This is a genomic window from Paracoccus sp. P2 (assembly GCF_046335115.1).
Lineage (GTDB): Bacteria > Pseudomonadota > Alphaproteobacteria > Rhodobacterales > Rhodobacteraceae > Paracoccus > Paracoccus pantotrophus.
On record NZ_JBGOSN010000005.1, the window covers coordinates 76910 to 102050 of the forward strand.

Below are 25141 nucleotides of genomic sequence, written 5' to 3' on the forward strand. Positions count from 1 at the left end.
CGCGAGAGACCCGATGCCGAAGGGAGAAGACCATGACCAAGACCATCCGCCTGGCGCTGCTGGCCAGCACCCTGCTGGGCAGCGCCGCCTGGGCCCAGGACGTGACGCTGACCATCGAAAGCTGGCGCAACGACGACCTTGCCATCTGGCAGGAAAAGATCATCCCGGCCTTCGAGGCGGCCAATCCCGGCATCAAGATCAATTTCGCGCCCTCGGCGCCGCCGGAATACAACGCGGTGCTGAATTCCAAGCTGGATGCGGGCTCGGCGGGCGATCTGATCACCTGCCGGCCCTTCGACGCCTCGCTGGAGCTGTTCAAGAAGGGCAAGCTGGCCGATCTGAGCGACCTGGCGGCGATGGCGAATTTCTCGGACGTGGCGAAATCGGCCTGGCAGACCGATGACGGCGCCCAGACCTTCTGCGTGCCGATGGCCTCGGTCATCCATGGCTTCATCTACAACAAGACCGCCTTCGAGGAACTGGGCCTGGTGCCGCCCAAGACCGAGGCGGAGTTCTTTGCCCTGCTCGACAAGATCAAGGAGGATGGCAGCTATATCCCGATGGCCATGGGCACGGCGGACCAGTGGGAGGCCGCGACCATGGGCTACCAGAATATCGGCCCGAACTACTGGCAGGGCGAGGAAGGCCGCAAGGCGCTGATCGAGGGCACGCAAAAGCTGACCGACGAGCCTTGGGTCGCGCCCTTCCGCCAGCTGGCGAAATGGAAGGACTACCTGGGCGACGGGTTCGAGGCGCAGACCTATCCCGACAGCCAGAACCTGTTCACCCTGGGCCGCGCCGCCATCTATCCGGCCGGATCCTGGGAGATCGGCGTCTTCGGCCCGCAGATCGGCGGCGCCTTCGAGATGGGTGCGTTTCCGCCGCCGGTCCCGGCCGAGGGCGATACCTGCCATATCAGCGACCATACCGATATCGCCCTGGGGATGAATGCCGCGACGAAGCACCCGGAAGAAGCGCGGAAATTCCTGGAATGGGTCGGCTCGTCGGAATTCGCCTCGCTTTATGCCAATGCGCTGCCGGGCTTCTTCTCGCTGAATTCGGCGCCGGTCGAGATGGAAGACCCGCTGGCGAAGGAATTCGTCGGCTGGCGCGAAAGCTGCGAGCCGACCATCCGCTCGACCTACCAGATCCTGTCGCGGGGCACGCCGAACCTGGAGAACGAGACCTGGACCGCCTCGGCCAATGTCATCACCGGCGCCGAGACGCCCGAGGCCGCGGCCGAGCGGCAGCAGCAGGGCCTGGCCGCGTGGTACGCGCCGCAGCAGAAGTGACGGCCTGCCGGGCCTGACGGCCCGGCGGCGGCGGGGGGCCTTCTGCCCCCCGCACCCCCCGAGGGTATTTTTCAAACGGAGAAGGAGGGCGTCATGGCGCAGCGGAAAGCGTTTCGCTGGCATATCGCGGTGTTTCTTGCCCCCGCGGTGCTGGTCTATACCGCCATCATGATCGTGCCGCTGTTCGGGACGCTGAACCTGTCGCTGTTCAATACCGGCGAGGAGGGGCGGGTCTTCGTGGGCCTGCGGAACTTTGCCACGCTGTTCGGCGATCCGCGCTGGTCGGCGAGCTTCTGGAACGCGCTGGGCAACAATGCCTGGTTCTTCCTGGTGCACATGCTGGTGCAGAACCCGGTCGGCGTGGCGCTGGCGGCGCTGCTGAGCTCGCCGCGGCTGCGGGGGGCGGCGTTTTATCGCACCGCCATCTTCATCCCGACCATCCTGAGCTTCGTCATCGTCGGCTTCGTCTGGAAGCTGATCCTGTCGCCGATCTGGGGCATCGCGCCCGGCATGCTGGACGCCGTCGGGCTGAAGTCGCTGTTCGCGCCCTGGCTGGGCCGCGAGGGTACGGCGCTGACCACGCTGGCGCTGATCTCGGTCTGGCAGTTCGTCGGCATCCCGATGATGCTGATCTATGCCGCGCTGCTCGCGATCCCCGACGAGGTGATCGAGGCGGCCGAGATGGACGGCGTCACCGGCTGGTCGCAGTTCTGGAAGATCAAGCTGCCGCTGATCCTGCCTTCGATCGGCATCATCTCGATCCTGACCTTCGTCGGCAATTTCAACGCCTTCGACCTGATCTATGTGACGCAAGGCGCGCTGGCGGGGCCGAATTTCTCGACCGATATCCTGGGGACGTTCCTTTACCGCACTTTCTTCGGTTTCCAGTTGCAGATCGGCGATCCGCATATGGGCGCGACCATCGCCACCGCCATGTTCGGCATCATCCTGCTGGGCGTCAGCTTCTACCTGTTCGCCATCCAGCGCCGGCTGCGCCGCTATCAGTTCTGAGGGGAGAGCCATGAGCCAAGCCCGCCATTCCACCGCCCGCAGCCTGGCCGCCCATGCCGTGCTGATCCTTTACACGGTGATCGCGCTGTTCCCGGTCTTCGTCGTGGTCATCAACAGCTTCAAGACCCGCCGGGCGATATTCGCCGATCCGCTGGCCGTGCCGGGGCCGGAAAGCTTCGACCTGGTCGGCTATCGCACGGTGCTGGCGCAGGGGGATTTCGTCCTCTACTTCCAGAACTCGCTGATCGTGACCGTGGCCAGCCTGTTCTTCGTGCTGCTGTTCGGCGCCATGGCAGCCTTTGCCCTGTCGGAATACCGCTTTCGCGGCAATATGCTGATGGGGCTGTATCTGGCGCTGGGGATCATGATCCCGATCCGGCTGGGCACCGTCGCCATATTGCAGATGATGGTGGCCTCGGGGCTGGTCAACACGCTGACGGCGTTGGTGCTGGTCTATACCGCGCAGGGGCTGCCGCTGGCGGTGTTCATCCTGTCCGAGTTCATGCGCGGCGTCTCGGACGATCTGAAGAATGCCGGGCGCATCGACGGGCTGTCGGAATACACCATCTTCTTCCGGCTGGTGCTGCCGCTGGTGCGGCCGGCCATGGCCACCGTCGCCGTCTTCACCATGATCCCGATCTGGAACGACCTGTGGTTCCCGCTGATTCTGGCGCCGAGCGAGGCGACCAAGACCGTCACCCTGGGCAGCCAGGTCTTCATCGGCCAGTTCGTCACCAACTGGAACGCCGTGCTGGCGGCGCTGAGCCTCGCCATCCTGCCGGTGCTGGTGCTTTACCTGATCTTCTCGCGCCAGCTGATCCGCGGCATCACCGCCGGCGCCGTCAAATGATCCGTCTTGCAGCAAGGAGATCCCGATGGGAGCCCTGACCCTTACCCAAGTCACCAAGTCCTTCGGCGCCACCCAGGTCATCAAGGGCGTGGACCTGAATGTCGAGGATGGCGAGTTCTGCGTCTTCGTCGGCCCCTCGGGCTGCGGCAAGTCCACGCTGCTGCGCATGATCGCCGGGCTCGAGGATGTGACCTCGGGCGACGTGGTGATCGACGGCGCGCGCGTCAACGACCTGGCCCCGGCCCGGCGCGAGATCGCCATGGTGTTCCAGAGCTATGCGCTTTACCCGCACCTGACCGTGCGCGACAATATGGGGCTGGCGCTGAAACAGGCCGGCACGCCCCGCGCGCAGATCGAGGCGGCGACCGAGAAGGCGGCCGAGATGCTGGCCCTGACGCCCCTGCTGGAGCGGCGCCCGGCCGAGCTGTCGGGCGGGCAGCGCCAGCGCGTCGCCATCGGCCGCGCCATCGTGCGGCGGCCGAAGCTGTTTTTGTTCGACGAGCCGCTGTCGAACCTCGACGCCGCGCTGCGCGTGCAGACCCGGATCGAGATCGCCCGGCTGCATCGCGAGCTGGGCGCGACGATGATCTATGTCACCCATGACCAGGTCGAGGCGATGACGCTGGCCGACAAGATCGTCGTGCTGCGCGGCGGCGTGGTCGAGCAGGTGGGCCGGCCGATGGACCTTTACAATGATCCCGACAACACCTTCGTCGCCGGCTTCATCGGCAGCCCGCAGATGAATTTCCTGGATGCCGGCAAGCTGGGCCTGCGCTCGCATCGGCTGGGCATCCGTCCCGAGCATCTGACGCCCGGCGGCGGGCAGATCAGCGGCCGCGTCAGCCATGTCGAGAAGCTGGGCGGTGAGACGCTGGTCTATCTTTCCTCGGAGGACCACGGCCTCTTGACCGTGCGGCTGTTCGGCGAGCAGGACTATGCCGTGGACGAGGTGGTGGGCCTGGGCTTCGAGCCGAACCGCGCCTTTCACTTCGATGCCGAGGGAAGGCGGCTGCGCTAGATCACCACGACGCCCGAATGCTTGGCCTTGTGCTCGGGCTCGACATGGATGGTGATCAGCGCGCCGGGCAGCTTGCGCCGGAGCGCCTGTTCGATGCGGTCGCAGATGTCGTGGGCGGCATCGACCGTGGTCTGGCCGTCCACCACCAGGTGGAAGTCGATGAAGGTGCGCGGCCCGGCGTGGCGGGTGCGCAGGTCATGCGCCTCGATGGCGCCGGCTGCGGCGCCCGAGATGGTGGCGCGGATCTCGGCCAGCGTGTCCTCGGACACCGCCTCGTCCATCAGCCCCGAGAGCGAGCTGGCCATGACCTTCCAGCCCGACCACAGGATGTTCAGCGCGACCAGTGCCGCCAGCGCCGGGTCCAGCACCGCCCAGCCGGTGGCGACCGCCAGCGCCACGCCGGCCACCACGCCCACGGACGAGACCACGTCCGACAGCAGGTGCCGCCCGTCCGCGACCAGCGCCGGCGATTTCAACCGCCGGCCGCGGCTGATCAGCAGCCAGCACCACAGCCCGTTGATGAGGCTGGCCAGGCCGTTGACCAGCAACCCCTCGACCGGGGCGTCCAGCATGCGCGGATTCTGGAAACCGTGCCAGGCCTCGCGCAGGATCAGCAACGCGGCAACGATGATCATCACCCCCTCCAGCACGGCGCTGAAGAACTCGGCCTTGTGATGGCCATAGGGATGGCCGCGGTCGGCGGGCTTGGCCGCGACCCGGATCGCGATTAGCGCGGCGACGGCGGTGGCCACGTTCACCGTGCTTTCCAGCGCATCCGACAGCAGCGCGACCGAGCCGGTCAGCCACCAGGCCAGGGCCTTGAGCGCCAGAACGACCAGCCCGACGAGGATGCTGCCAAGGGCGATCTTTTCGGTCGCGGACATGGGCGCTTCCTTTTCCGAATCCGTCGCGCCGGGGTTTTAGCCGGGATGGCGTCCATGGCCAACCGGCCTTGCGGGAAAGTTGCGTGTCGCGGGAAAGGGGTAAGCGAGGGCCCCGGTCAGGCCCGGAAGGATCGCGCGGCGGGATTTCCCGGACGCGGAGAGACCGTCCCGGCATAGAGATCGGAGGATTTTTCCAGCTGGCCGCGCTGGATCTCGTGCGGTTCGGCCGGGATCTTTCTGGCCGCCCATGCCTCGGCGGCGAAAAGGGCGCAGACGCCCGCGCCAAGGAAGCCGAGGGCCGAGACCCACCAGGGCAGGCCCAGGATCACCGTCAGGATTGCGGCACCCAGGCTGGCCGGCACGCTTATGAACATGATCCCCGCCGGCTCCGACAACTGAACAGTGCAGTTCACATACCATGACCGAAGCGCGATTCAACGAAAGTGTTTTCGGCGCATGCGCATTTTGTCGGGGTTGTCGGCGTGCCGGTGGCTGGTCTGGTCCTTGGCGCGGCAAATGAAAAGGGGGCCCGCAGGCCCCCGATCCGTCCTATTCCGCCGGCACCGCCGCCAGATCCTCGACCGGGGCGATGGGATGCTTCAGATGCGGCAGCATCTCCCTGGGGCAGACTTGCAGGAAGTTGGCCTTCTCGTCCTCCCAGTTCTGCAGGATCTCCTCGGCCCGGCGCGAGCGGGTTTCCTGGTAGTGCCGCTCGATCAGGCCCTTGAGCTCCCCTTCCCAATGCGCCTGCGTCACCGGGCACAGGACCAGCGTTTCGGCGTTGATGTAATCGCGCGCCAGGCCCTCGGGGTCGTAGAGATAAGCCATGCCCCCGGTCATGCCGGCGCCGAAGTTCGCGCCGATCCGACCCAGGATCACGGCGACGCCGCCGGTCATGTATTCGCAGCCGTTGCTGCCGCAGCCCTCGATCACCACCTTGGCGCCCGAATTGCGGACCGCGAAGCGTTCGCCCGCCCGGCCGGCGGCGAACAGATAGCCGTCGGTGGCGCCGTAAAGCACGGTATTGCCGATGATGGTGTTCTCGGCCGCCTTCAGCGGGCTGCCCATGGGCGGGCGCACGACGATGGTGCCGCCCGACAGCCCCTTGCCGACATAGTCGTTGGCATCGCCCGAGACCTCGATCTTCAGCCCCGGCGCCGCAAAGGCGCCCAGAGACTGCCCGGCGCTGCCGGTCAGCCGCACGGTCAGGTGGTCCGGTTGCAGCTTGTTGCGCATGCCGAAGGTCTGCACGATCATCGAGGACGTGCGCGTGCCCACCGTCCGCTGGGTGTTCCTGACCGCATAGGACAGCTGCATCTTCTCGCCATCCGAGAAGAAGCGGCCGGCATCGCGGATGATCTCGGCGTCCAGCGTGTCGGGCACCGCGTTGCGCGGCTTCGAGCGGTCGTAGACGATTTTCTCCGAGCCATCGACGGTGATCAGCAGCGGGTTCAGGTCCAGGTCGTCCAGCGACTTGTCGCCCCGGCTGACCTGGGTCAGCAGGTCGGCGCGGCCGATCACCTCGTCAAGGCTGCGCGCGCCGATGCTGGCCAGGATCTCGCGCACCTCGGTGGCGTAGAAGGTGATCAGGTTCACCACCTTGTCGGCCGAGCCGTTGAACATGGCCCGCAGCTTTTCGTCCTGGGTGCAGACGCCCACCGGACAGGTGTTCGACTGGCACTGGCGCACCATGATGCAGCCCATGGCGATCAGGGCGGCGGTGCCGATGCCGTATTCCTCGGCCCCCATCATCGCCGCCATGACGATGTCGCGCCCGGTGCGCAGCCCGCCGTCGGTGCGCAGCGTCACCCGGTCGCGCAGGCGGTTCATTGCCAGCACCTGATGCGCCTCGGTCAGGCCCATTTCCCAGGGCAGGCCGGCGAACTTGATGGACGTGGCCGGCGAGGCCCCGGTGCCGCCATTGTGCCCCGAGATCAGGATCACGTCGGCCTTGGCCTTGGCCACGCCCGCCGCGATGGTGCCGACGCCCGAGCTTGCCACCAGCTTCACCGTGATCTTGGCGCGCGGGTTGATCTGTTTCAGGTCATAGATCAGCTGCGCCAGATCCTCGATCGAATAGATGTCGTGATGCGGCGGCGGCGAGATCAGCGTCACGCCCTTGGTCGAATGCCGCAGCCGGGCGATCAGGTCCGTCACCTTCATGCCGGGCAGCTGGCCGCCCTCACCGGGCTTGGCGCCCTGGGCGACCTTGATCTCCAGTTCCTCGCAGGCGTTCAGGTATTCCGCGGTGACGCCGAACCGCCCCGAGGCGACCTGCTTGATCTTGGCGCAGGGGTTGTCGCCATTGGGCAGCGGGTGGCTATGCGCCGGATCCTCGCCGCCCTCGCCGCTGTCGGATTTCGCACCGATGCGGTTCATGGCGATGTTCAGCGTCATATGCGCCTCGGGCGACAGCGCGCCCAAGCTCATGCCCGGCGTCACGAAACGCTTGCGGATCGAGGTGATCGATTCCACCTCTTCCAGCGGCACCGGCTTGCCCAGGGGCTTGATGTCCAGCAGGTCGCGGATATGGATCGGCGGGTTCGCCCGCATGGTGGCGGTGAACTGCTTCCACACATCATAGGACGCCTTTTCGCAGGCCAGCTGCAACAGCCGCATGGTATTGGCTTCCCAGGCGTGCTTTTCGCCCGAGCGACGCGCCTTGTAGAAGCCGCCCACCGGCAGCAGGTCGACCAGCGGCGCGCGGAAGCCCTTGGCATGGGCTTCCTCCAGCTTGGCCTGCAGCCCGTGCAGGCCGATGCCCGAGATGCGCGACTGCATGCCGGGGAAATATTCCGCCACCATGGCGCGGGAAAGCCCCACCGCCTCGAAGTTCAGCCCGCCGCGATAGGAGGACAGGACCGAGATCCCCATCTTGGCCATGATCTTCAGCAGCCCGGCGTCGATGGCCTCGCGATAGCGGGTCATGATGTCGATCAGGTTGCCGTCCAGCAGCCCGCGCTCGATGCGCTCGGCCAGGGTGTCCTGCGCCAGATAGGGGTTCACCGTGGTCGCGCCGCAGCCGATCAGCACCGCGAAATCATGCGGGTCCACGCATTCCGAGGCGCGCACGTTCAGCGAGCAGAAGGTCCGCAGCCCCTTGCGCGTCAGCCAGCTATGCACCGCGCTGGTCGCCAGGATCATCGGCACGCCGACGCGGTTGGCCGAGATGCCCTCGTCGGTCAGGATGATATGGCCGTTGCCGGACCGCACGGCATCCTCGGCCTCGGCGCGGATGCGCGCCAGGGCCTCGGCCAGGGCGTCCGGGCCGCCATTGGCCGGGAAGGTGCAGTCGATCTGCGTCGCCTGGCCCTGGAACATGCGGGTCAGTTCCTCGAACTCGCCATTGGCGAGGAAGGGGCTTTCCAGCATGGTGATCTCGGCATGGGTCGAGCTTTCCTCAAGCACGTTCTTGAGGTTGCCGAAGCGGGTGCGCAGGCTCATCACCCGGCTTTCGCGCAAGCTGTCGATGGGCGGGTTCGTCACCTGGCTGAAGTTCTGCCGGAAGTAATGCGACAGCGGCCGGAACTGGCGCGACAGCACCGCGGGCGGCGTGTCGTCGCCCATCGAGGCCAGCGCCTCCTTGGCGTCCTCGGCCATCGGCACCAGCATCTGCTCGACCAGCTCGACGGTATAGCCGACCGCGATCTGGCGGCGGTGCAGCTCCTCGCCGCTGTGCAGCGCGGTCTCGGGCAGCTTGGCCATCAGTTCCGAGGGCTGCACCACCTTTTCCACCCAATCGCCGAAGGGCTGGCTGGCGGCCAGATGGTCCTTGATCTCGCGGTCGTGGTAAAGCTTGCCCTCGGCCATGTCGACGGCGATCATCTGGCCCGGCCCCAGCGCGCCCTTTTCGCGCACGGCGGTTTCGTTGACCGGGACCATGCCGGCTTCGGACCCGGCGATCAGCAGGTTGTCGCCGGTCACGACATAGCGCAGCGGCCGCAAGCCGTTGCGGTCCAGCCCGCCGCAGACCCAGCGCCCGTCGGTCATGGCCAGCGCGGCGGGACCGTCCCAGGGCTCCATGATCGAGTTGCAATAGGCATACATGTCCGCCCAGGCCTTGGGCATGTCGGTGGTGGCCTTGGACCAGGCTTCCGGCACCAGGATGGTCTTGGTCATCGGCGCATTGCGGCCGGACCGTACCAGCACCTCGAACACCGCGTCCAGCGCCGCCGAGTCGGACGAGCCGCCGGGGATGATCGGCTTGATGTCCTCGGCCATCTCGCCGAAGGTCCGCGAGGCCATGCGGATCTCGTGGCTCTTCATCCAGTTCGAGTTGCCCTTGAGCGTGTTGATCTCGCCGTTATGGGCCAGCATGCGGAAGGGCTGCGCCAGCCACCATTGCGGGAAGGTGTTGGTGGAATAACGCTGGTGATAGATGGCGAAGGCGCTCTCGAAACGCTCGTCCTTGAGGTCGGGATAGAACTCGGCCACCTGTTCGGCCAGCATCATGCCCTTGTAGATGATGCTGCGGCAGGACAGCGTGCAGATATACATGCCGGCGATCTGCGCCGCCACTGCCGCCTTCTCGATGCGGCGGCGGATGATGTAAAGCTCGCGCTCGAACTGCTCGTCGTCGATGTCCTTGTCGCAGCGGATCAGGATCTGCTCGATCTCGGGGCGGGTGGCATTGGCCTTTTCGCCCAGGACCGCGGTGTTCACCGGCACGTGCCGCCAGCCATAGATGTAATGGCCCATGCGCAGCACTTCGGATTCCACGATGGTCCGGCAGCGTTCCTGCGCGGCGAAATCGGTGCGCGGCAGGAAGACCTGGCCCACGGCGATCAGCTTGTCGTGGTCGGGCTCGTGCCCGGTGCGGCGCACCTGGTCGTAGAAGAAGGGCACCGGGATCTGCACATGGATGCCGGCGCCGTCGCCGGTCTTGCCGTCGGCGTCCACGGCGCCACGATGCCAGATCGCCTTCAGCGCGGTGATGCCGCTTTCCACCACCTTGCGGCTGGCCTTGCCGTCGATGCTGACGACCAGGCCGACGCCGCAGGACGAATGCTCGTCCTCGGCACGGTAGAGCGAATGTTCCGCCATCCAGTCGCGGCGGGCCTGTTCCTGCTGTTCCCAGCTCATCTGTTCACAGTCCTTCACGTCCGTGCCTCCTTCACAAGCTGCCACAGGATGTCGGCGCCCTGGCCGCCCACCATCTGCAGGTCGCAATCATATTCCGGCTTGGTCGAGCCGAAGCCGGGCTGCCCCGGAAACGAGAACGTCACCGGGCTGTCGTTGGTCTGGCGCACGGCGCCGGTCCAGTCCTCGGAGGTCTCGACGCCGCCATAGAACCGCCCCTGCGCGCGGCTGATGAATTGCTGGCCATGGCGCCGGATCAGCACCTGGCCGGATTCGCCATAGGTGGTCAGTTCGAACCGGGTGAGTTCCAGCGTCACGCCGTCGATCTGCACCGTTTCGCCGGTCAATTCGTCATGGCCGACATGGCGCAGCCGCTCGCCGTCGTTCGAGCGGGTCCAGAAATCGAAATCGTCCCGCCCTGTCTCCAGCAGGGTCGAGAACGAGGCGTGGTCCTGCGCCTCCTCCTCCAGCACATCGGTCAGGCCGCTGCGCAGGTCGGTGCTTTCCATCCAGCGCGTCTCGCGGTCGATGCGCGACTGGAAGGTCGGGCCTTCGGGGGTGAAATAGGTCACGCGCTGGTCGCCGGGCGCATCCGAGCCGCAGCGGTAATGCTGCGAGACGCTGCAACCGCGGTTCTGCACGGTGATTTCCAGCTTGCAGCCGGAAGGCGGGGTGAAATTGGCCGCCGCGGCGGGCAGGGCAGGAAGCGTCAGCATGGCTGCCGCTCCTGCCGCCAGCACCATGCCGCGCGCCGTCGGCGTGGCGCCGGCTGCGGGGCTGGGGCGTGGTTGTCGTGCCATGGCCGCCCCCTATTCGGCCGCGACGCGGGCGGCGCCGGAAAGATAGCCGGCGATGCTGTCCGCGGCCTCGCGGCCGTCGCGGATCGCCCAGACCACCAGGCTGGCGCCGCGCACGATGTCGCCCACGGCAAAGACGCCGGGCAGACTGGTCTGGTGCGTCTGGTAATCGGCCTTGATCGTGCCCCAGCGCGTCACCTCCAGCCCGTCCACGCCCCAAAGCCGCGGCAGTTCCTCGGGTTCGAAACCCAGCGCCTTGATGACCAGTTCCGCCGGCTCGTCGTAATCGGCGCCTTCGATCAGCTCGGGCGACTGCCGGCCCGAGACATCGGGCTGGCCCAGCCGCATCTTCTGCACGCGCACGGCGCTGATGGTCGGGATTTCGCCCGTATCATCCACGTCGCGTTCCTGCGCGACCATGGCCTCGCCGGTGACATGGCCGGTAAAGGCGCCAGGGGCGGACAACCAGACGAACTCGACGCCCTCCTCCTCGGCGTTCTGCACCTCGCGCTGGCTGCCGGGCATGTTGGCGCGGTCGCGGCGATACAGGCATTTCACCGATTGCGCGCCCTGGCGGATGGCGGTGCGCACGCAATCCATGGCGGTGTCGCCGCCGCCGATGACCACGACGCGCTTGCCCTTGGCGTTCAGCTCGCCATCCTCGTAATCGGGGATCTCGTCGCCCAGATCGACCCGGTTCGAGGCGGTCAGGTAGTCCAGCGCCCGTACCACGCCCTTGGCGGCGGCATTGTCGATGTCCAGGTCGCGGGTCTTGTAGACGCCGGTGGCGATCAGCACCGCGTCATGCTTGCCGCGGATGGCGTCGAAGCTGATGTCCTCGCCGACATTGACGTTCAGCACGAAGTCCACGCCGCCCTGGGCCAGCTGCTCGGTGCGCCGCTCGACCACCTGCTTTTCCAGCTTGAAGCCGGGGATGCCATAGATCATCAGCCCGCCGGCCCGGTCGTGGCGGTCATAGACCGTGACCTGGAAGCCCATGCGGCGCAGCCGGTCGGCGGCGGCCAGCCCGCCCGGCCCCGCGCCGATGATGCCGATGGATTCCGGCCGTTCCTGCATCGGCACGATCGGCGTGATCCAGCCCTGCTCCCAGGCGGTGTCGGTGATGTATTTCTCGATGGCGCCGATGGTGACGGTGCCGTGGCCGGACTGTTCGATGACGCAATTGCCCTCGCACAGCCGGTCCTGCGGGCAGATGCGGCCGCAGATCTCGGGGAAGGTGTTGGTCTCCTGGCTGCGCAGATAGGCTTCCTGCGTGCGCCCCTCGGCGGTCAGGCGCAGCCAGTCGGGGATGTTGTTGTGCAGCGGGCAATGGCTCTGGCAATAGGGCACGCCGCATTGGCTGCAGCGGCTGGCCTGTTCCTTGGCCTTGGCCTCGGCGAACTCGCGATAGATCTCGTGGAAATCTTCCGAGCGGGATGCCGCGTCACGTTTCTCGGGCATCTCGCGCCCGATGGTGACGAATTTGAGCATCTTTTGCGTGGCCATGGCTGCGCGTCCTTCGATGACGAGGGTGGTCCCAGCCTGATAAGTCAGGCCGCCGTCAAAGAAAAGTCAGCAGAGTTGACCTAATTAACGATTCTTCCGTCCGAACCCCTCTTTTTTACGCTGCGGGCGCGAAAAATAGGTCAGCACAGTTTACCATCCTGCCTGCAAAGCCAGCAAAACCACGACCCCGACTGCGATTCGCCACCAGGCGAAGAAGCCATAGCCATAGGTAGAGACATAGTTCAGCAGCCCACGCACCACGACCACGGCAGCCAGGAAGGCGCAGACAAAACCCAATACGATGTTCCCGGTCGCCGCTGCGTCCAGGATGTCGCGGTTCTTGTGGAGATCATAGACGAAAGCGCCCAGCATCGTCGGCATGGACAGGAAAAAGCTGAATTCCGCGGCAGAACGCTTGTCGGCGCCCAGAAGCAGGGCACCGACGATGGTCGCCCCCGAGCGCGAGACGCCGGGAATCATCGCCAGGCACTGGATGAAGCCGATCTTCAGCGCCATGGGCAGCGGGAAATCCTCGGCCGAGAAATGCCGCGGCCGGTTCGCCATCCGGTCCACGAACAGCAGCACCACGCCGCCGATGATCAGCATGGCGGCGATCAGGGCCGGGGTCTCGAACAGCACTTCCTTGATGATGCGATGCGCCAGCACGCCGATCACCACCGCGGGCAGGAAGGCCAGGGCCACCGCCAGGATGAAGCGCCTGGCGCGCGGATCATGCGGTGCGCCGGAAAAGATCCGCCACAGCCGCCCGGCATAGACGCCCAGGATGGCCATGATCGCGCCCAGCTGGATCAGCACCTCGAAGGCGCGGCCGGGGGAATCGAAGCCCAGGAAATGCCCGGCCAGCAGCACATGGCCGGTCGAGGACACGGGAATGAACTCGGTCAGCCCCTCCAGCAGACCAAGGGCGGCGGCAACGAGGGTGTTGTGGTCCATCAGCCGTTGCGCAGGTTCTTCGCCGAGGCGGTGATCGCTTCATATTGCCCCGAGGGCCGGAAGCGCCACAGGTATTGCGCGATGATGGCGGGGGCGGCGGTCGGTTCGATGCCCAGGTCGGCAAAGGTCTTGACCTGTCCCGAGACCCGGTTCGGCCGGCGCAGCAGCCGGGCCTGGTCGCGGGTCATGATGCGGTTGGTCAGCAGCCCGCCGCTGACGGTCTGCACCGTGTCCAGCACCGATCCCATCACCCGGCCCAGCCAATTCGGCAGGCCGATGATGGCGCGGCGCCGGTCGGTGGCAACCAGAACCTGCTGCGCCACCTCGCGCATGGTCAGGACGTCCGGCCCGCCAAGCTCGTAGATGCCCGGCTCGGCCTGTCCCGCGGCGGCCATGGCGGCGGCGCGGGCCACGTCCTCGACATAGACCGGCTGCATCTGGGTGTTCGCGCCCGGCACCAGCAGGATCGGCCCCAGCCGCGTCATCGAGGCGATGCGGTTGTAGAAATGGTCGTCCGGCCCGAACATGACCGAAGGCCGCAGGATCACCGCATCGGGGCGATGCGCCAGCACCGCCGCCTCGCCCCGGCCCTTGGTGGCGGCATAGCGGCTGTCCGAATCCGGATCCGCGCCGATGGCCGAGACATGCACGAAATGCCGGACCCCGGTTTCGGCGGCGATGCGGGCGACGCGGCCCGCGGCCTCCTCGTGGATGGCGTCGAAGGTGTTCCTGCCCTCGCGCACCATGATGCCGACGCAGTTGATGACCGCATCCGCATCGGCCATGCAGGCGGTCACGGAAAGGTCGTCGCGCACGTTGCAGGGCACCGGCTCGACCTGGCCGGGGGCGCCATAGGTGCGCACCACCCCGGCCTCGTTCGGGCGGCGGACGGCGACGCGGATGCGCCAGCCCTGGGCGGCCATGACCCGTGCGATCTGCCGGCCGAGGAATCCAGACCCGCCATAAATGGTGACAAGCTTGGCTGCGGACATGCGGCGCTCCCTTCGTGCGTGCTTGATCGTTCAATACCCAAGCCTTCCGCCAGCGGCAAGCCGTGGCCGCCGGCCTGCGACGATCGGGTCCGCCTTGCCGGCCCGTCCCGGCGTTGGCCGCGCCCTTTCAAGGCCGGGCAACGGCGGCAAATGGGCGAGGGATGAAAAGATCGTCCAGGCCGAGCCCCGGGGGGAGGCGCGGCACCGCCGCCGCGGCCGTTGGTGCCAGGCGTGCGGGGATCGCGGCCACCGGCTTGCGGCCTGCTCGCGGCCGCCTGGGGCGGCGGCATGCGGACGATCTCATGGAGCGCGGCAGGATCAGGCGGGTCCGTGCCGTGCGAAGGGGGCATGCCGGGCCGCGCTGATCCGGCCGAAGGGGCAGGGCTCTACCCGGCCGGGGCGCGGTTTTCCGGCGGCGCCGGCCGATGAAGCACGGCCCGGACACGGCCGGGCCGGCGGCTTCGAAGGCGGCGTGAACGGGGGCGCGAAAAAGATTTGCGGCCGGCGAAGATTTTTGTCGATCCCCCGTTGACACCCCCTGCGGCTGGGCTTAATCACCCGGCTCACGCGACCTGCCCAGGTGGCGGAATTGGTAGACGCGCACGGTTCAGGTCCGTGTGCCGCAAGGCGTGGAGGTTCGAGTCCTCTCCTGGGCACCATGAACAAAAGCCGCGCAAACCCTTGGGTTTGCGCGGCTTTTGCTTTGCGCGGCAGGGTGCTTTCGGGCAAGGCTTGCCGCCGGTGGCACGGTCGCTTGGGTATTTGGGAAACGGTGAAGCCATGCAGGCGCGGGCGGGGCGCAGCCATGGCCTTCCCGGCCGGGATGGGCACAGGCAGGGCGCCGTGGGGGGAAAGGAAGTGGCCGCATGATACCGCGTTTCGGAACGCCGCCGGGGCGCCGCGCCCATCGCCTGCGTCCGGGGGCCTATGGGCTGCTGATCCGCGACGGCGCGGCGCTGCTGACCTTCCAGCAGGCGCCGGCGCCCGAGTTCCAATTGCCCGGCGGCGGCATCGACCCCGGCGAATCGCCGTTGGCCGCCCTGCATCGCGAGGTGCGCGAGGAGACCGGCTGGAGCATCGGCAATCCGCGCCGCCTCGGCGCCTATCGGCGTTTTTGCCATATGCCGGATTACGGGTTCTGGGCGGAGAAGCTCTGCACCCTCTGGCTGGCCCGCCCGGTGGTGCGGCTGGGCGCTCCTTCCGAGCCGGGGCATGAAGCGCATTGGGTGCCCCTGCGGCAGGTCGCGGAACTGTTGCCCGATCCGGGCTCGCGCGCCCTGGTGCGGGCGGCGTTGCGCCGGATCTGAGCCGGGTCTCAGCCCCAGGGGCCGCCACCGTTCTTCTGCCGCTCGACCAGCACGGCCGAGATGTCGTCGCCGCGCCGGCCGCCGGCGTAATGCGCTGCCGACCAGCAGATCGATTCCAGCAGTGCATCGCCGCGCAGCGTGGCATTGGTGCGCAGGATGGCATTCAGCCCTTCTTCGCCCAGGGGTTCGCCGCGCGCATTCTCGCTTTCCGTGAGGCCGTCCGAGCTGATGAACAGCCGGTCGCCGGGTCCAAGCGCCAATTGCACCTCGTCATACGCGGCATCGGGAAACACCCCCACGGGCAGGCCGCCGCCGCCGATGCGCTCGATGCGGCCGTCGGCGCGTTGCAGCACCGGATGGGGGTGGCCCGCCTGCACCAGGCGCAGCTGGCCGGTCAGGAAATCCAGATCGGCATAGACCATGGTGAAATAGGATTCGGTACGCAATTCCTCGATCATCAGCGTGTTCAGGTGGCGCAGCACCTCGGTCGGCGGGCGGGCGTCGTAAAGGCCCAGGTCGGTGATGCGCAGCGCGATGTTCTGGTCCGTCCCACCGGAAAGCAGCGCCGCCAGCCGCGCGCAAAGCAGTGCCGAGGCGACGCCATGGCCCGCCACGTCCAGCGCGAACAGCCCGACGCGGCGGGCGTTGATCGGAAAGAAGCCGACCAGGTCGCCGCCGATATGGCCGGCCGGGCGCATCAGCAGCGAAAGGTCGAAATCGCCGTAGCGGCCATGGCGTTCCCGCACCAGCCCCTGCTGGAGGCGCTGCGCCTCGCGCAGGTCGCGGTCGATCGCGGCCTGGGTCTCGCGCAGCTGGGCCAGGGTGGCGCTGAGCTGGGTATTGGCGCTGCGCAGGCTTTCCTCCATGCGCAGGATGCGTTCGCTGGCGGAAAGCCGCGCCAGCAGTTCGGCGCCCGAGACCGGCTTGGTCAGGAATTCGTCGGCGCCGGCGCGCAGCCCCTGGGCGATGTCCTTCTTGTCGTTGCGCGAGGTCAGCAGGATGAAATAGCCATAGCGGTCCGACTGCATCTCGCGAAAGCGGCGGCAAAATTCCAGCCCGCTTTGGCCCGGCATCATCCAGTCCGAGATGACGATGTCGGGCCGCCGCTCCAGGCAGATGCGCATCGCCTCGTCGCCGCTGGCCGCCTCGACCACCTGGTAGCCGGCGCGGAGCAGCTGCACCGCCAGGGTCCGCCTTTGTGCCCGGCTGTCGTCGACAAGCAGCACCAGCCGCATGCTGTGCGGTATCGTCGTCGCGGCCTGGGGGTCGAGGATCATCATGCGCCAGGGTCTAGACCACGGGGTCTGAATGTTCCGTTAATCCAGACAATTTTCGCGATTAACACGTTATAGATGAAATTGCTGTTATGAAGGGTGGGTGATTCTTCCGAGGGTTGTCCATGCTGGATTGGAACCGTATCAACGAACTGCGCGGGGAGGTCGGCGATGACGAATTCCAGCTGATCCTGGAACTGTTTCTGGACGAGGTCGAAGGTGTCATCATGCGCCTGTCGCGCCGGGACGTGCTGCAGCTGGAAACCGACCTGCATTTCCTGAAAGGATGCGCCTGGAACCTGGGCTTTGTCGATTTCGGCAATCTTTGCGATGCAGGCGAACGCAAGGCGGCCGGGGGCCGGGCGGCCGAGGTCGATGCCGAATCGCTGCTGGCCAGTTATTCCGCGTCGAAACAGGCGCTGATGCGCCAGCTGGACGCGGCGCTGCGTCCCGACAAGCGGATGCGCCTTGCCTGAGCGCCGGTCAGATCAGGAATTCCGCCAGCACCGGATCGCGGGTGATGTCGCGATAGCCGATCCCCGCCGCTTCCAGCCTGTCGCACAGCCGGGCAAGGTTTTCCGGGGCGGTGGTCTCGATGCCGATCAGGACCGAGCCGAAGTTGCGCGCCGATTTCTTCAGGTATTCGAAGCGGGCGATATCGTCCTCGGGGCCCAGCAATTGCAGGAAATCGCGCAGGGCGCCGGGCCGCTGCGGCATGCGCAGGATGAAATAGCGCTTGAGCCCCGAGAAACGCTGGGCGCGCTCCTTGACCTCGGGCAGGCGCTCGAAGTCGAAATTCCCGCCCGAACAGATGCAGACCACCCGCTTGCCGGCCAGGTCGGGAATGTCGCGCAGCACGTCCACTGCCAGCGCCCCGGCCGGTTCCAGCACGATGCCCTCGATGTTCAGCATTTCGAGCATGGTGGCGCAGATGCGATCTTCGGGCGCGGTATGGACGCGCTCGGCGCCGAAGCCGCGAAGCGCGGCAAAGGGCAGGTCGCCGATCCGCGCCACGGCGGCGCCATCGACGAAATTGTCCACGGCGGGCAGGGTCACGGGGGCGCCCGCCAGCAGCGCCTCGCGCAGGCTGGCGCCACCTTCCGGTTCGGCGAACTCGGCGCGGGTGCCGGGGGCCAGTTCGGCCAGCAACCGGGTGACGCCGGCGGCCAGCCCCCCGCCGCCGACCGGCAGGACGACGACATCCGGCGCGGCATCCAGCTGGTCGAGCAGCTCCAGCCCGACCGTGGCCTGCCCCTCGATGATGTCCGGGTCGTCGAAGGGCGACAGGAAGGTGGCGCCCTGCGCGCGGGCGAAATCCTGCGCCGCGGCCAGCGTCTGGTCGAAATAATCGCCGGTCAGCACGATCTCGATGGCGCCGTTGCCGAAGATGCGGGTCTTGTCGATCTTTTGCCGGGGCGTGGTGACCGGCATGAAGATCGTGCCGCGGGTGCCGAAATGCCGGCAGGCATAGGCCATGCCCTGCGCGTGGTTGCCGGCGCTGGCGCAGACGAAATGCCCCTGCGGCCCGGCGCCGATCTTGCGCATGGCGTTGAAGGCGCCGCGCAGCTTGTAGCTGCGCACCGGCGTCAGGTCTTCGCGTTTCAGCCAGATCTCGGCACCGTATTTCGCCGAGAGGTGATCGTTCTTCTGCAAGGGCGTCGGCTCGAAAAGGTCGCGCAGCGCGATCCCGGCCTGGCGGACAGAGGCGGCAAAGTTTTCCATGACCGGCGCATGGCGCGAAAAACCGCGGTTGGCAAGTGGGGATGGCTTGCCGCCCTGGGCGGCGGCGCCCGGCCGCCCTGGCTAGCGGGTGGCGTCCATCTTGCAGGGCAGGACGACGGGCTGTGCCCTGTCGGGCAGCCAGGCAAGCACCTGGGTATCGGAAAGGAAGGTGACGGAAAGGGGCCGGGACGGCATGGCTGGGAAATCGCATCGGTAGTTTTCCTGCCCATCCAGCGCCCGGACGAGGCTGGGCAGGTCGGGCATGATCGTCAGCGATGACGCAAGCGGCATCGCGATCATCGCGCTGAGCGGCAGGACAAAGGCCATCGACCGCAGGGCAGCGCCTCCACGCCTCGTCAGCATTTGCAGGGTAAGCAACCCCAACTGCAGCAGCATGAGCAGCGCCCCAGCCCCCGCGAAGGTCAGCCACAAAGTCGTGACCGCTGTCAGTACGTCCAGGGTCATCGGAAAGGTATCGGGCGCAACGCCGAAGCTTTGTGCCAGGATGCTGCGCGCCTTCATGCGGGCAAGCACGGCCATGCCCAGGGGAATGGCGAGGGCCAGGCCAAGCCTGAGGCCAGGCCATCCTTGCAAGCTGCCCATGATCGCGATGGCCCAGCCCAGCACCGCGATGCCGAAGGCCAATGTCAGCACGGCAAGGGCGACGGGATCATGCCAGCCGGGCAGCGGTTCGACCTGCAGCGGCGGCAGGAAGAGGAGCGCGGCGATGATCGCGCTGAGCCACCAGCAGTCGCGAAAGACACGCCGCAACAGCGCGCCCGCCTGGTCCATGAAGGCATCGCGCCACTGCCGCAGCCTGCGCCGGCACAGGATGGCGCTGCACCGGGCCCCCCGCCGAATTCCACCCGGTTTGCCGGAAAAGCCCTGCCTGCGCCTGGGCGGCGCCCCGCTCTTGTCGGTCATCGGAAAACATCCTATTGCAACATCAACTCAAAAAAAACGGGGGCCATATCGCATGTCCGACGCGCCGAAGAAAGTCGTCCTTGCCTATTCGGGCGGGCTCGACACCTCGATCATCCTGAAATGGCTGCAGACCGAATATGGCTGCGAGGTCATCACCTTCACCGCCGACCTGGGCCAGGGCGAGGAACTCGAACCGGCGCGCCAGAAGGCCGAACTGCTGGGCATCAAGCCGGAAAACATTCATATCGTCGACGTGCGCGAGGAGTTCGTGCGCGACTTCGTCTTCCCGATGTTCCGCGCCAATGCGGTCTACGAGGGGCTTTACCTGCTGGGCACCTCGATCGCCCGGCCGCTGATCTCCAAGCACCTGGTGGACATCGCGCATCGCCACGGTGCCGATGCCGTGGCCCATGGCGCCACCGGCAAGGGCAATGACCAGGTCCGGTTCGAACTGTCGGCCTATGCGCTCGACCCCTCGATCAAGGTGATCGCGCCCTGGCGGGAATGGGATCTGACCTCGCGCACCCGGCTGATCGAATTCGCCGAAGAACACCAGATCCCGATCGCCAAGGACAAGCGCGGCGAGGCGCCCTTCTCGGTCGATGCCAACCTGCTGCACACCAGCAGCGAGGGCAAGGCGCTGGAAAATCCCGCCGAGGAAGCACCCGATTACGTCTACCAGCGCACCGTCAGCCCCGAGGACGCGCCCGACCAGCCCGAATATGTCGAGATCGGCTTCGAGCGTGGCGATGCGGTGTCGATCAACGGCGAGGCGCTGTCGCCTGCCACCATCCTGACGGCGCTGAACGAATATGGCCGCAGGCATGGTATCGGCCGGCTCGACTTCGTGGAAAACCGCTTTGTCGGCATGAAGTCGCGCGGCATCTACGAGACCCCCGGCGGCACCATCCTGCTGGAAGCGCATCGCGGCATCGAGCAGATCACGCTGGACAGCGGCGCCGGGCACCTCAAGGATTCGATTATGCCGCGCTATGCCGCGCTGATCTACAACGGCTTCTGGTTCAGCCCCGAGCGCGAGATGCTGCAGGCGCTGATCGACAAGAGCCAGGAACATGTGACCGGTACCGTGCGGCTGAAGCTCTACAAGGGCAGCGTCCACACGGTCGGCCGCTGGTCGGACCATTCGCTCTACAGCGAAAAGCACGTCACCTTCGAGGACGATGCCGGCGCCTATGACCAGAAGGACGCGGCGGGCTTCATCCGGCTCAACGCGCTGCGGCTGAAGCTGGTGGCCAATCGCAACGCCAGGTTCAAGTAGACCCACCGGCCGCGGGCAGCCCCCGCGGCCTTTTTCATGAGGCCCGCCATGTCCCGTCCCGCCCATATCGCCATCGTCACCGTCTCGGACCGTGCCGCCAGCGGCGAGTACGAGGACAAGGGCGGTCCGGGGGCCGAGGCCTGGCTGCGCGCCGCCATCACCTCGCCCCTGGACATCACCCGCCGCATCATTCCCGACGGGCGCGAGATCGTCGCGGATTGCCTGCGCGACCTGGCTGACGAACAGGGCGCCGACCTGATCCTGATTACCGGCGGCACCGGCCCGGCGCCGCGCGACCAGACGCCCGAGGCCATGGCCGAGGTGATCGAAAAGGAACTGCCCGGCTTTGGCGAGGAAATGCGCCGCGCCAGCCTGCGCGAGGTGCCGACCGCCATCCTGTCGCGCCAGACCGCGGGCATCCGCGGCGCCACGCTGATGATCACCCTGCCGGGCAAGCCCTCGGCCATTGCCACCTGCCTCGATGCGGTCTTTGCGGCGGTGCCCTATTGTCTCGACCTGATCGGCGCGGCTTATGTCGAAACCGATCCTGCCCGCATCAAGGCGTTCCGGCCGAAGACATAGCCGCCGGCCGGACCAGCAGGTCGGCGGGCAGCGATTCGCGCAGTACCAGGTCGGCATTGCCGAGGTCGTTCTCCAGATGCGCCGTCACTTCGGCGGGGGAACGCCCTAGTCCCTGCCAGCGCGCCGTCAGGCGGCGGCGCAGCTCCGGCATCGACACGTCCAGCATGACCGACAGATCCCAAAGCCCGGCCAGTTCGCGCCAGGGCGCGCGGTCCAGCAGCAGGTAATTGCCCTCGACCACCACCAGCCGATCATCCGCTCCGACCCGGCCGGCGCCGGCGATGGCCAGGTCCAGGCCCCGGTCGAAGACCGGATGGATCACCTCGCCCCCGGCCTTGAGCCGCCGCACCAGCGCGACGAACCCCGCCGCGTCGAAGGTCTCGGGCGCGCCCTTGCAGCCGCGCAGCCCGCCCGCCTCCAGCAGGCGGTTGTCCAGGTGGAACCCGTCCATCGGCACCAGGACCGCATCCGCAAGCCCGGCCACCAGCTGCGCGGCCAGGGTGGATTTTCCCGATCCGGGCGCCCCGACGATGGCCACGATGCGCCGTCCCGGGCCCAGCCGCGCCACAAGGTCCAGTATTTCTTCCATGCAAAAATATCCTGGGGGGAGTCCGAAGGACGGGGGGCAAAGCCCCCCGCAGCCGTGCCGTTCAGGCCGCCGTCGCCACCTCGTCCGGCACCTTCGCCCCGGTCATGAAGGCCACCGCGTCCGACATGGAATAATCGTCCGGCCGGATCACGCACAGCCGCCGGCCCAGCCGGTGGATATGGATGCGGTCGGCCACCTCGAAGACATGCGGCATGTTGTGGCTGATCAGGATGATCGGGATCCCGCGCGAGCGCACGTCGCGGATCAACTCCAGCACGCGGCGGCTTTCCTTGACGCCAAGTGCCGCCGTCGGTTCGTCCAGGATCACCACCTTGGAGCCGAAGGCGGCCGCCCGCGCCACCGCCACGCCCTGGCGCTGGCCGCCCGACAGCGTCTCCACCGCCTGGTTGATGTTCTGGATCGTCATCAGCCCAAGCTCGGTCAGCTTCTCGCGGGCGAATTTCTCCATCGCCGGGCGGTCGAGTTTGCGGAACCACTGGCCCATGATGCCGGGTTTGCGCAATTCGCGGCCCATGAACATGTTGTCGGCGATGGAGAGGGCAGGGGACATGGCCAGCGTCTGATAGACGCATTCGATGCCATGGCCGCGCGCATCCAGCGGGCTGGCAAAGCGCACCGGCCTGCCCTCCAGCGTGATTTCGCCCTCGTCGGGCTGGACCGCCCCGGACAGCGCCTTGATCAGCGAAGACTTGCCGGCGCCGTTGTCGCCGATGACCGCCAGGATCTCGCCCGGCATCAGGTCGAAGTCGCAATGGTCCAGCGCCGTCACCTTACCATAGCGCTTGACCAGGCCGCGGGCTTTCAGAAGCGGTTCTGCGGAAGTGTTCGCGTTCATGCCGATGCCTTTCTGATCCATTGATCCACCGCCACGGCGAGGATGATGAGCAGGCCGATGAGGAAGAAGGTCCATTGCGGATCGGTGCCGACCATCTTCAGCCCCATCTCGAACACGCCGACGATCAGCGCGCCGAAGAACATGCCGACGATCGAGCCGCGGCCGCCGAACAGGCTGATCCCGCCGATCACCACCGCGGTGATGGACTGGATGTTGCCCAGTTGCCCGGTCGAGGCCGAGGGCGAGACCGAGCCGAAGCGGCCGATCATCACCCAGCCCGCGATGGCGCAGAACAGGCCCGCCAGCGCATAGACCTGGATCAGCACCCGCCTGGTGCGCACCCCGGCCAGCTCCGCCGCCTCCGGGTCGTCGCCGACGGCATAGACATGCCGGCCCCAGGCAGTATGGCGCAGGACGTAGGCCAGGATCGCGACCAGCGCCACCATCAGGAAGACGGCATAGAGGATCTTCACCCCGCCGGGCTGGATGGAATAGCCCCAGAATTGCAGCGCCGGCGCCTCGGCGGCGATGGCCGAGGAGCGGATGGTCTCGTTTGCGGAATAGATGTAGTTCGCCGCCAGGATGATCTGCCAGGTGCCCAGCGTCACGATGAAGGGCGGCAGCTTGATGCGCGCGACCAGCCAGCCGTTGGCAAAACCCATGGCCGTGCCCGCCGCCAGCCCCAGCGCGATGGCCAGCGGCGCCGGGATGCCATAGCGAAAGGTGAACTGCCCCATCAGCACCGAGGAGAACACCGCGATGGCCCCGACCGAAAGGTCGATCCCCGCCGTCAGCACCACCAGCGACTGCGCGCAGCCCAGGATGCCGACGATGGCGATCTGCTGCAGGATGGTGGACAGTGTCACCGCCTTGAAGAAGTTCGGCGACAGCAGCCCGAAGACGATGATCGCCGCGACCAGGACGATCATCGGCACCGCCGAAGGCGTCATGTGCAGCCAGTGCTGCAGGCGCTTCAGGGCGGTTTTCTGTTCGTGGAACTCGGCAACCTTGTCCGAGGCGCCTTGCAGGCCTTCCTCGTAGCTGGTGGCCGTCTTGGTGTCGGATGACATGGACGGTCTCCCCCTTGCAAGACGCCGTGCAGGGCGCCGCTGCTTGTGGTCAGGGCGGGACGATCCCGCCCTGCTGTTCAGTCGGGCCTCAGCCCCAGCAAAGCTCGGCGCCGCGGGCCGAGTCGATGGATTCGACGCCCTCGGCCGGCTTGTCGGTGACCAGCTGCACGCCGGTATCGACGAAATCCTTGCCCTCGGTCGGCGCGGGCTTGGTGCCGTCCTTGGCGAAGGCGGCGATGGCCTCGATGCCGCGCGCCGCCATGTCCAGCGGATATTGCTGCGAGGTGGCGCCGATCACGCCCTCCGCGACGTTCTGCACGCCGGGGCAGCCGCCATCGACCGAGACGATCAGCACGTCGTTCTCGCGCCCGACGGCCTTCAGCGCCTCATAGGCGCCGGCGGCGGCGGGTTCGTTGATGGTATAGACTAGGTTGATGTCGGAATCCTTGGCCAGCAGCGTCTCCATCGCCTTCAGCCCGCCTTCCTCGTTGCCCGAGGTGACCTCGTGGCCGACGATGCGCGGATCGGTCTCGTCGCCCCATTTCTCGGGGTCGCCCAGCTCGACGCCGAAGCCTTGCAGGAAGCCCTGGTCGCGCAGCACGTCGACCGAGGGCTGCGAGATCGCTAGGTCCAGAAGCGCGATCCTGGCCTCGGCCGCCGCATCGCCCATGGTGGCCCTGGCCCATTGGCCGATCAGTTCGCCGGCCTTGAAATTGTCGGTGGCGAAGGTCGCATCCGCCGCGTCGACCGGGTCCAGCGGCGTGTCCAGCGCGATCACCAGCAGCCCGGCATCCCGCGCCGCCTGCACGGAATCGACGATGGCCTTGGTGTCCGAGGCGGTGATCAGGATGCCCTTGGCGCCGTCGGCGATGCAGGCCTCGATGGCCGAGACCTGGCTTTCATGGTCGCCGTCGATGCGGCCGGCATAGGATTTCAGCTCGATCCCCAGTTCGCTGGCCTTGGCCTGGGCGCCTTCCTTCATCTTCACGAAGAAGGGGTTGGTGTCGGTCTTGGTGATCAGACAGGCGCTGTCCGCCTGCGCCATGCCGGCGATCAGGGTCAGGGTCGAGCCCGCCAGCGCAGCGCGCAGCAGTTTGGTCTTGGTCATGATGTCCTTCCTCCTCTGGGCGGGTCTGACCGCCGCCTCCTTCCAAA

General features: G+C 67.0%; 22 protein-coding genes and 1 tRNA gene. 9 read left to right on the forward strand and 14 right to left on the reverse strand.

Annotated elements, in window-relative coordinates:
* The first annotated feature begins 32 nt into the window (after positions 1-32).
* From ACDP63_RS05030 to ACDP63_RS05045, 4 genes are all read left to right on the forward strand, one after another.
* Positions 33-1292 (forward strand): ABC transporter substrate-binding protein, encoded by a 1260-nt coding sequence (locus ACDP63_RS05030; RefSeq protein WP_024842992.1) that lies wholly within the window; start codon positions 33-35, stop codon positions 1290-1292.
* A gap of 93 nt (positions 1293-1385) precedes the next feature.
* The gene (locus ACDP63_RS05035; RefSeq protein WP_024842991.1) at positions 1386-2303 is read left to right on the forward strand and encodes a carbohydrate ABC transporter permease; all 918 of its coding nucleotides are present in this window, start codon (positions 1386-1388) and stop codon (positions 2301-2303) included.
* Positions 2304-2313: 10 nt separating this feature from the next.
* Positions 2314-3153, forward strand: a complete 840-nt coding sequence (locus ACDP63_RS05040; RefSeq protein ID WP_024842990.1) for a carbohydrate ABC transporter permease — start codon at positions 2314-2316, stop codon at positions 3151-3153.
* 25 nt (positions 3154-3178) lie between these two features.
* Positions 3179-4171, forward strand: coding sequence for an ABC transporter ATP-binding protein (locus ACDP63_RS05045; RefSeq protein WP_024842989.1), 993 nt, complete (start codon positions 3179-3181; stop codon positions 4169-4171).
* On the opposite strand, the gene ACDP63_RS05050 is transcribed toward ACDP63_RS05045, so the two are convergent.
* From ACDP63_RS05050 to ACDP63_RS05080, 7 genes are all read right to left on the reverse strand, one after another.
* The gene (locus tag ACDP63_RS05050) at positions 4168-5055 is read right to left on the reverse strand and encodes a cation diffusion facilitator family transporter (RefSeq protein ID WP_024842988.1); all 888 of its coding nucleotides are present in this window, start codon (positions 5053-5055) and stop codon (positions 4168-4170) included. The genes ACDP63_RS05045 and ACDP63_RS05050 overlap by 4 nt on opposite strands.
* Positions 5056-5171: 116 nt before the next feature.
* On the reverse strand, positions 5172-5429 hold the full coding sequence (locus ACDP63_RS05055) for a hypothetical protein (RefSeq protein ID WP_028709896.1): 258 nt from the start codon (positions 5427-5429) through the stop codon (positions 5172-5174).
* A 175-nt stretch (positions 5430-5604) separates the two neighbouring features.
* Entirely contained in the window at positions 5605-10137 is a 4533-nt protein-coding gene (gltB, locus tag ACDP63_RS05060; protein ID WP_036747162.1) for a glutamate synthase large subunit, read from the reverse strand.
* 14 nt (positions 10138-10151) lie between these two features.
* Positions 10152-10934 carry a hypothetical protein gene (locus ACDP63_RS05065; protein WP_051419469.1) on the reverse strand — a complete coding sequence of 261 codons (783 nt, stop codon included), beginning with the start codon at positions 10932-10934 and terminating at the stop codon, positions 10152-10154.
* A 9-nt stretch (positions 10935-10943) separates the two neighbouring features.
* On the reverse strand, positions 10944-12437 hold the full coding sequence (locus ACDP63_RS05070) for an NAD(P)-dependent oxidoreductase (RefSeq protein ID WP_024842984.1): 1494 nt from the start codon (positions 12435-12437) through the stop codon (positions 10944-10946).
* A gap of 150 nt (positions 12438-12587) precedes the next feature.
* Complete coding sequence (locus ACDP63_RS05075; protein ID WP_024842983.1) at positions 12588-13394, reverse strand: undecaprenyl-diphosphate phosphatase; 807 nt, start codon at positions 13392-13394, stop codon at positions 12588-12590.
* On the reverse strand, positions 13391-14383 hold the full coding sequence (locus tag ACDP63_RS05080; RefSeq protein ID WP_024842982.1) for a complex I NDUFA9 subunit family protein: 993 nt from the start codon (positions 14381-14383) through the stop codon (positions 13391-13393). Before ACDP63_RS05080 ends, ACDP63_RS05075 begins: the two co-directional genes overlap by 4 nt.
* A 574-nt stretch (positions 14384-14957) precedes the next feature.
* On the opposite strand from ACDP63_RS05080, the gene ACDP63_RS05085 reads away from it, so the two are divergent.
* Both ACDP63_RS05085 and ACDP63_RS05090 read left to right on the forward strand, forming a co-directional pair.
* Positions 14958-15042, forward strand: a tRNA-Leu gene (locus ACDP63_RS05085).
* 207 nt (positions 15043-15249) lie between these two features.
* A complete protein-coding gene (locus tag ACDP63_RS05090) occupies positions 15250-15690 on the forward strand; it encodes an NUDIX domain-containing protein (RefSeq protein WP_024842981.1) in 441 nt (146 codons plus the stop codon).
* An 8-nt stretch (positions 15691-15698) separates the two neighbouring features.
* On the opposite strand, the gene ACDP63_RS05095 is transcribed toward ACDP63_RS05090, so the two are convergent.
* On the reverse strand, positions 15699-16970 hold the full coding sequence (locus tag ACDP63_RS05095; protein ID WP_074990374.1) for a PP2C family protein-serine/threonine phosphatase: 1272 nt from the start codon (positions 16968-16970) through the stop codon (positions 15699-15701).
* Between the two features lie 119 nt (positions 16971-17089).
* Between ACDP63_RS05095 and ACDP63_RS05100 the strand changes: the two genes are divergently transcribed.
* Positions 17090-17440, forward strand: a complete 351-nt coding sequence (locus ACDP63_RS05100; RefSeq protein ID WP_024842979.1) for an Hpt domain-containing protein — start codon at positions 17090-17092, stop codon at positions 17438-17440.
* Positions 17441-17447: 7 nt separating this feature from the next.
* Here the strand turns inward: ACDP63_RS05100 and ilvA are convergent, their stop codons facing one another.
* Positions 17448-18686, reverse strand: coding sequence for a threonine ammonia-lyase IlvA (gene ilvA, locus ACDP63_RS05105; protein WP_024842978.1), 1239 nt, complete (start codon positions 18684-18686; stop codon positions 17448-17450).
* Between the two features lie 81 nt (positions 18687-18767).
* Positions 18768-19610 carry a hypothetical protein gene (locus tag ACDP63_RS05110; RefSeq protein ID WP_024842977.1) on the reverse strand — a complete coding sequence of 281 codons (843 nt, stop codon included), beginning with the start codon at positions 19608-19610 and terminating at the stop codon, positions 18768-18770.
* Positions 19611-19662: 52 nt separating this feature from the next.
* On the opposite strand from ACDP63_RS05110, the gene ACDP63_RS05115 reads away from it, so the two are divergent.
* Positions 19663-20889 (forward strand): argininosuccinate synthase, encoded by a 1227-nt coding sequence (locus tag ACDP63_RS05115; protein ID WP_409927845.1) that lies wholly within the window; start codon positions 19663-19665, stop codon positions 20887-20889.
* Between the two features lie 48 nt (positions 20890-20937).
* Positions 20938-21471: a molybdopterin adenylyltransferase gene (gene mog, locus ACDP63_RS05120; protein WP_036747156.1), complete on the forward strand. Its 534-nt coding sequence runs from the start codon at positions 20938-20940 to the stop codon at positions 21469-21471.
* On the opposite strand, the gene ACDP63_RS05125 is transcribed toward mog, so the two are convergent.
* The 4 genes from ACDP63_RS05125 to ACDP63_RS05140 form a co-directional block, all read right to left on the reverse strand.
* On the reverse strand, positions 21446-22060 hold the full coding sequence (locus ACDP63_RS05125) for a nucleoside triphosphate hydrolase (RefSeq protein WP_024842974.1): 615 nt from the start codon (positions 22058-22060) through the stop codon (positions 21446-21448). The genes mog and ACDP63_RS05125 overlap by 26 nt on opposite strands.
* 61 nt (positions 22061-22121) lie before the next feature.
* Positions 22122-22916: an ATP-binding cassette domain-containing protein gene (locus ACDP63_RS05130; protein ID WP_028709901.1), complete on the reverse strand. Its 795-nt coding sequence runs from the start codon at positions 22914-22916 to the stop codon at positions 22122-22124.
* The gene (locus ACDP63_RS05135) at positions 22913-23986 is read right to left on the reverse strand and encodes an ABC transporter permease (RefSeq protein WP_024842972.1); all 1074 of its coding nucleotides are present in this window, start codon (positions 23984-23986) and stop codon (positions 22913-22915) included. Before ACDP63_RS05135 ends, ACDP63_RS05130 begins: the two co-directional genes overlap by 4 nt.
* An 88-nt stretch (positions 23987-24074) precedes the next feature.
* Positions 24075-25094, reverse strand: coding sequence for a sugar ABC transporter substrate-binding protein (locus ACDP63_RS05140; protein ID WP_024842971.1), 1020 nt, complete (start codon positions 25092-25094; stop codon positions 24075-24077).
* Positions 25095-25141 lie beyond the last annotated feature (47 nt).

What these genes read in the sequence shown, in the direction of transcription:
- ACDP63_RS05030 (WP_024842992.1), top strand. Translation starts at nt 33, where the DNA reads ATGACCAAGACCATCCGCCTGGCGCTGCTGGCCAGCACCCTGCTGGGC.
- ACDP63_RS05035 (WP_024842991.1), top strand. Translation starts at nt 1,386, where the DNA reads ATGGCGCAGCGGAAAGCGTTTCGCTGGCATATCGCGGTGTTTCTTGCC.
- ACDP63_RS05040 (WP_024842990.1), top strand. Translation starts at nt 2,314, where the DNA reads ATGAGCCAAGCCCGCCATTCCACCGCCCGCAGCCTGGCCGCCCATGCC.
- ACDP63_RS05045 (WP_024842989.1), top strand. Translation starts at nt 3,179, where the DNA reads ATGGGAGCCCTGACCCTTACCCAAGTCACCAAGTCCTTCGGCGCCACC.
- ACDP63_RS05050 (WP_024842988.1), bottom strand. Translation starts at nt 5,055, where the DNA reads ATGTCCGCGACCGAAAAGATCGCCCTTGGCAGCATCCTCGTCGGGCTG.
- ACDP63_RS05055 (WP_028709896.1), bottom strand. Translation starts at nt 5,429, where the DNA reads ATGTTCATAAGCGTGCCGGCCAGCCTGGGTGCCGCAATCCTGACGGTG.
- gltB (WP_036747162.1), bottom strand. Translation starts at nt 10,137, where the DNA reads ATGAGCTGGGAACAGCAGGAACAGGCCCGCCGCGACTGGATGGCGGAA.
- ACDP63_RS05065 (WP_051419469.1), bottom strand. Translation starts at nt 10,934, where the DNA reads ATGGCACGACAACCACGCCCCAGCCCCGCAGCCGGCGCCACGCCGACG.
- ACDP63_RS05070 (WP_024842984.1), bottom strand. Translation starts at nt 12,437, where the DNA reads ATGGCCACGCAAAAGATGCTCAAATTCGTCACCATCGGGCGCGAGATG.
- ACDP63_RS05080 (WP_024842982.1), bottom strand. Translation starts at nt 14,383, where the DNA reads ATGTCCGCAGCCAAGCTTGTCACCATTTATGGCGGGTCTGGATTCCTC.
- ACDP63_RS05090 (WP_024842981.1), top strand. Translation starts at nt 15,250, where the DNA reads ATGATACCGCGTTTCGGAACGCCGCCGGGGCGCCGCGCCCATCGCCTG.
- ACDP63_RS05095 (WP_074990374.1), bottom strand. Translation starts at nt 16,970, where the DNA reads ATGATGATCCTCGACCCCCAGGCCGCGACGACGATACCGCACAGCATG.
- ACDP63_RS05100 (WP_024842979.1), top strand. Translation starts at nt 17,090, where the DNA reads ATGCTGGATTGGAACCGTATCAACGAACTGCGCGGGGAGGTCGGCGAT.
- ilvA (WP_024842978.1), bottom strand. Translation starts at nt 18,686, where the DNA reads ATGGAAAACTTTGCCGCCTCTGTCCGCCAGGCCGGGATCGCGCTGCGC.
- ACDP63_RS05110 (WP_024842977.1), bottom strand. Translation starts at nt 19,610, where the DNA reads ATGACCGACAAGAGCGGGGCGCCGCCCAGGCGCAGGCAGGGCTTTTCC.
- ACDP63_RS05115 (WP_409927845.1), top strand. Translation starts at nt 19,663, where the DNA reads ATGTCCGACGCGCCGAAGAAAGTCGTCCTTGCCTATTCGGGCGGGCTC.
- mog (WP_036747156.1), top strand. Translation starts at nt 20,938, where the DNA reads ATGTCCCGTCCCGCCCATATCGCCATCGTCACCGTCTCGGACCGTGCC.
- ACDP63_RS05125 (WP_024842974.1), bottom strand. Translation starts at nt 22,060, where the DNA reads ATGGAAGAAATACTGGACCTTGTGGCGCGGCTGGGCCCGGGACGGCGC.
- ACDP63_RS05130 (WP_028709901.1), bottom strand. Translation starts at nt 22,916, where the DNA reads ATGAACGCGAACACTTCCGCAGAACCGCTTCTGAAAGCCCGCGGCCTG.
- ACDP63_RS05135 (WP_024842972.1), bottom strand. Translation starts at nt 23,986, where the DNA reads ATGTCATCCGACACCAAGACGGCCACCAGCTACGAGGAAGGCCTGCAA.
- ACDP63_RS05140 (WP_024842971.1), bottom strand. Translation starts at nt 25,094, where the DNA reads ATGACCAAGACCAAACTGCTGCGCGCTGCGCTGGCGGGCTCGACCCTG.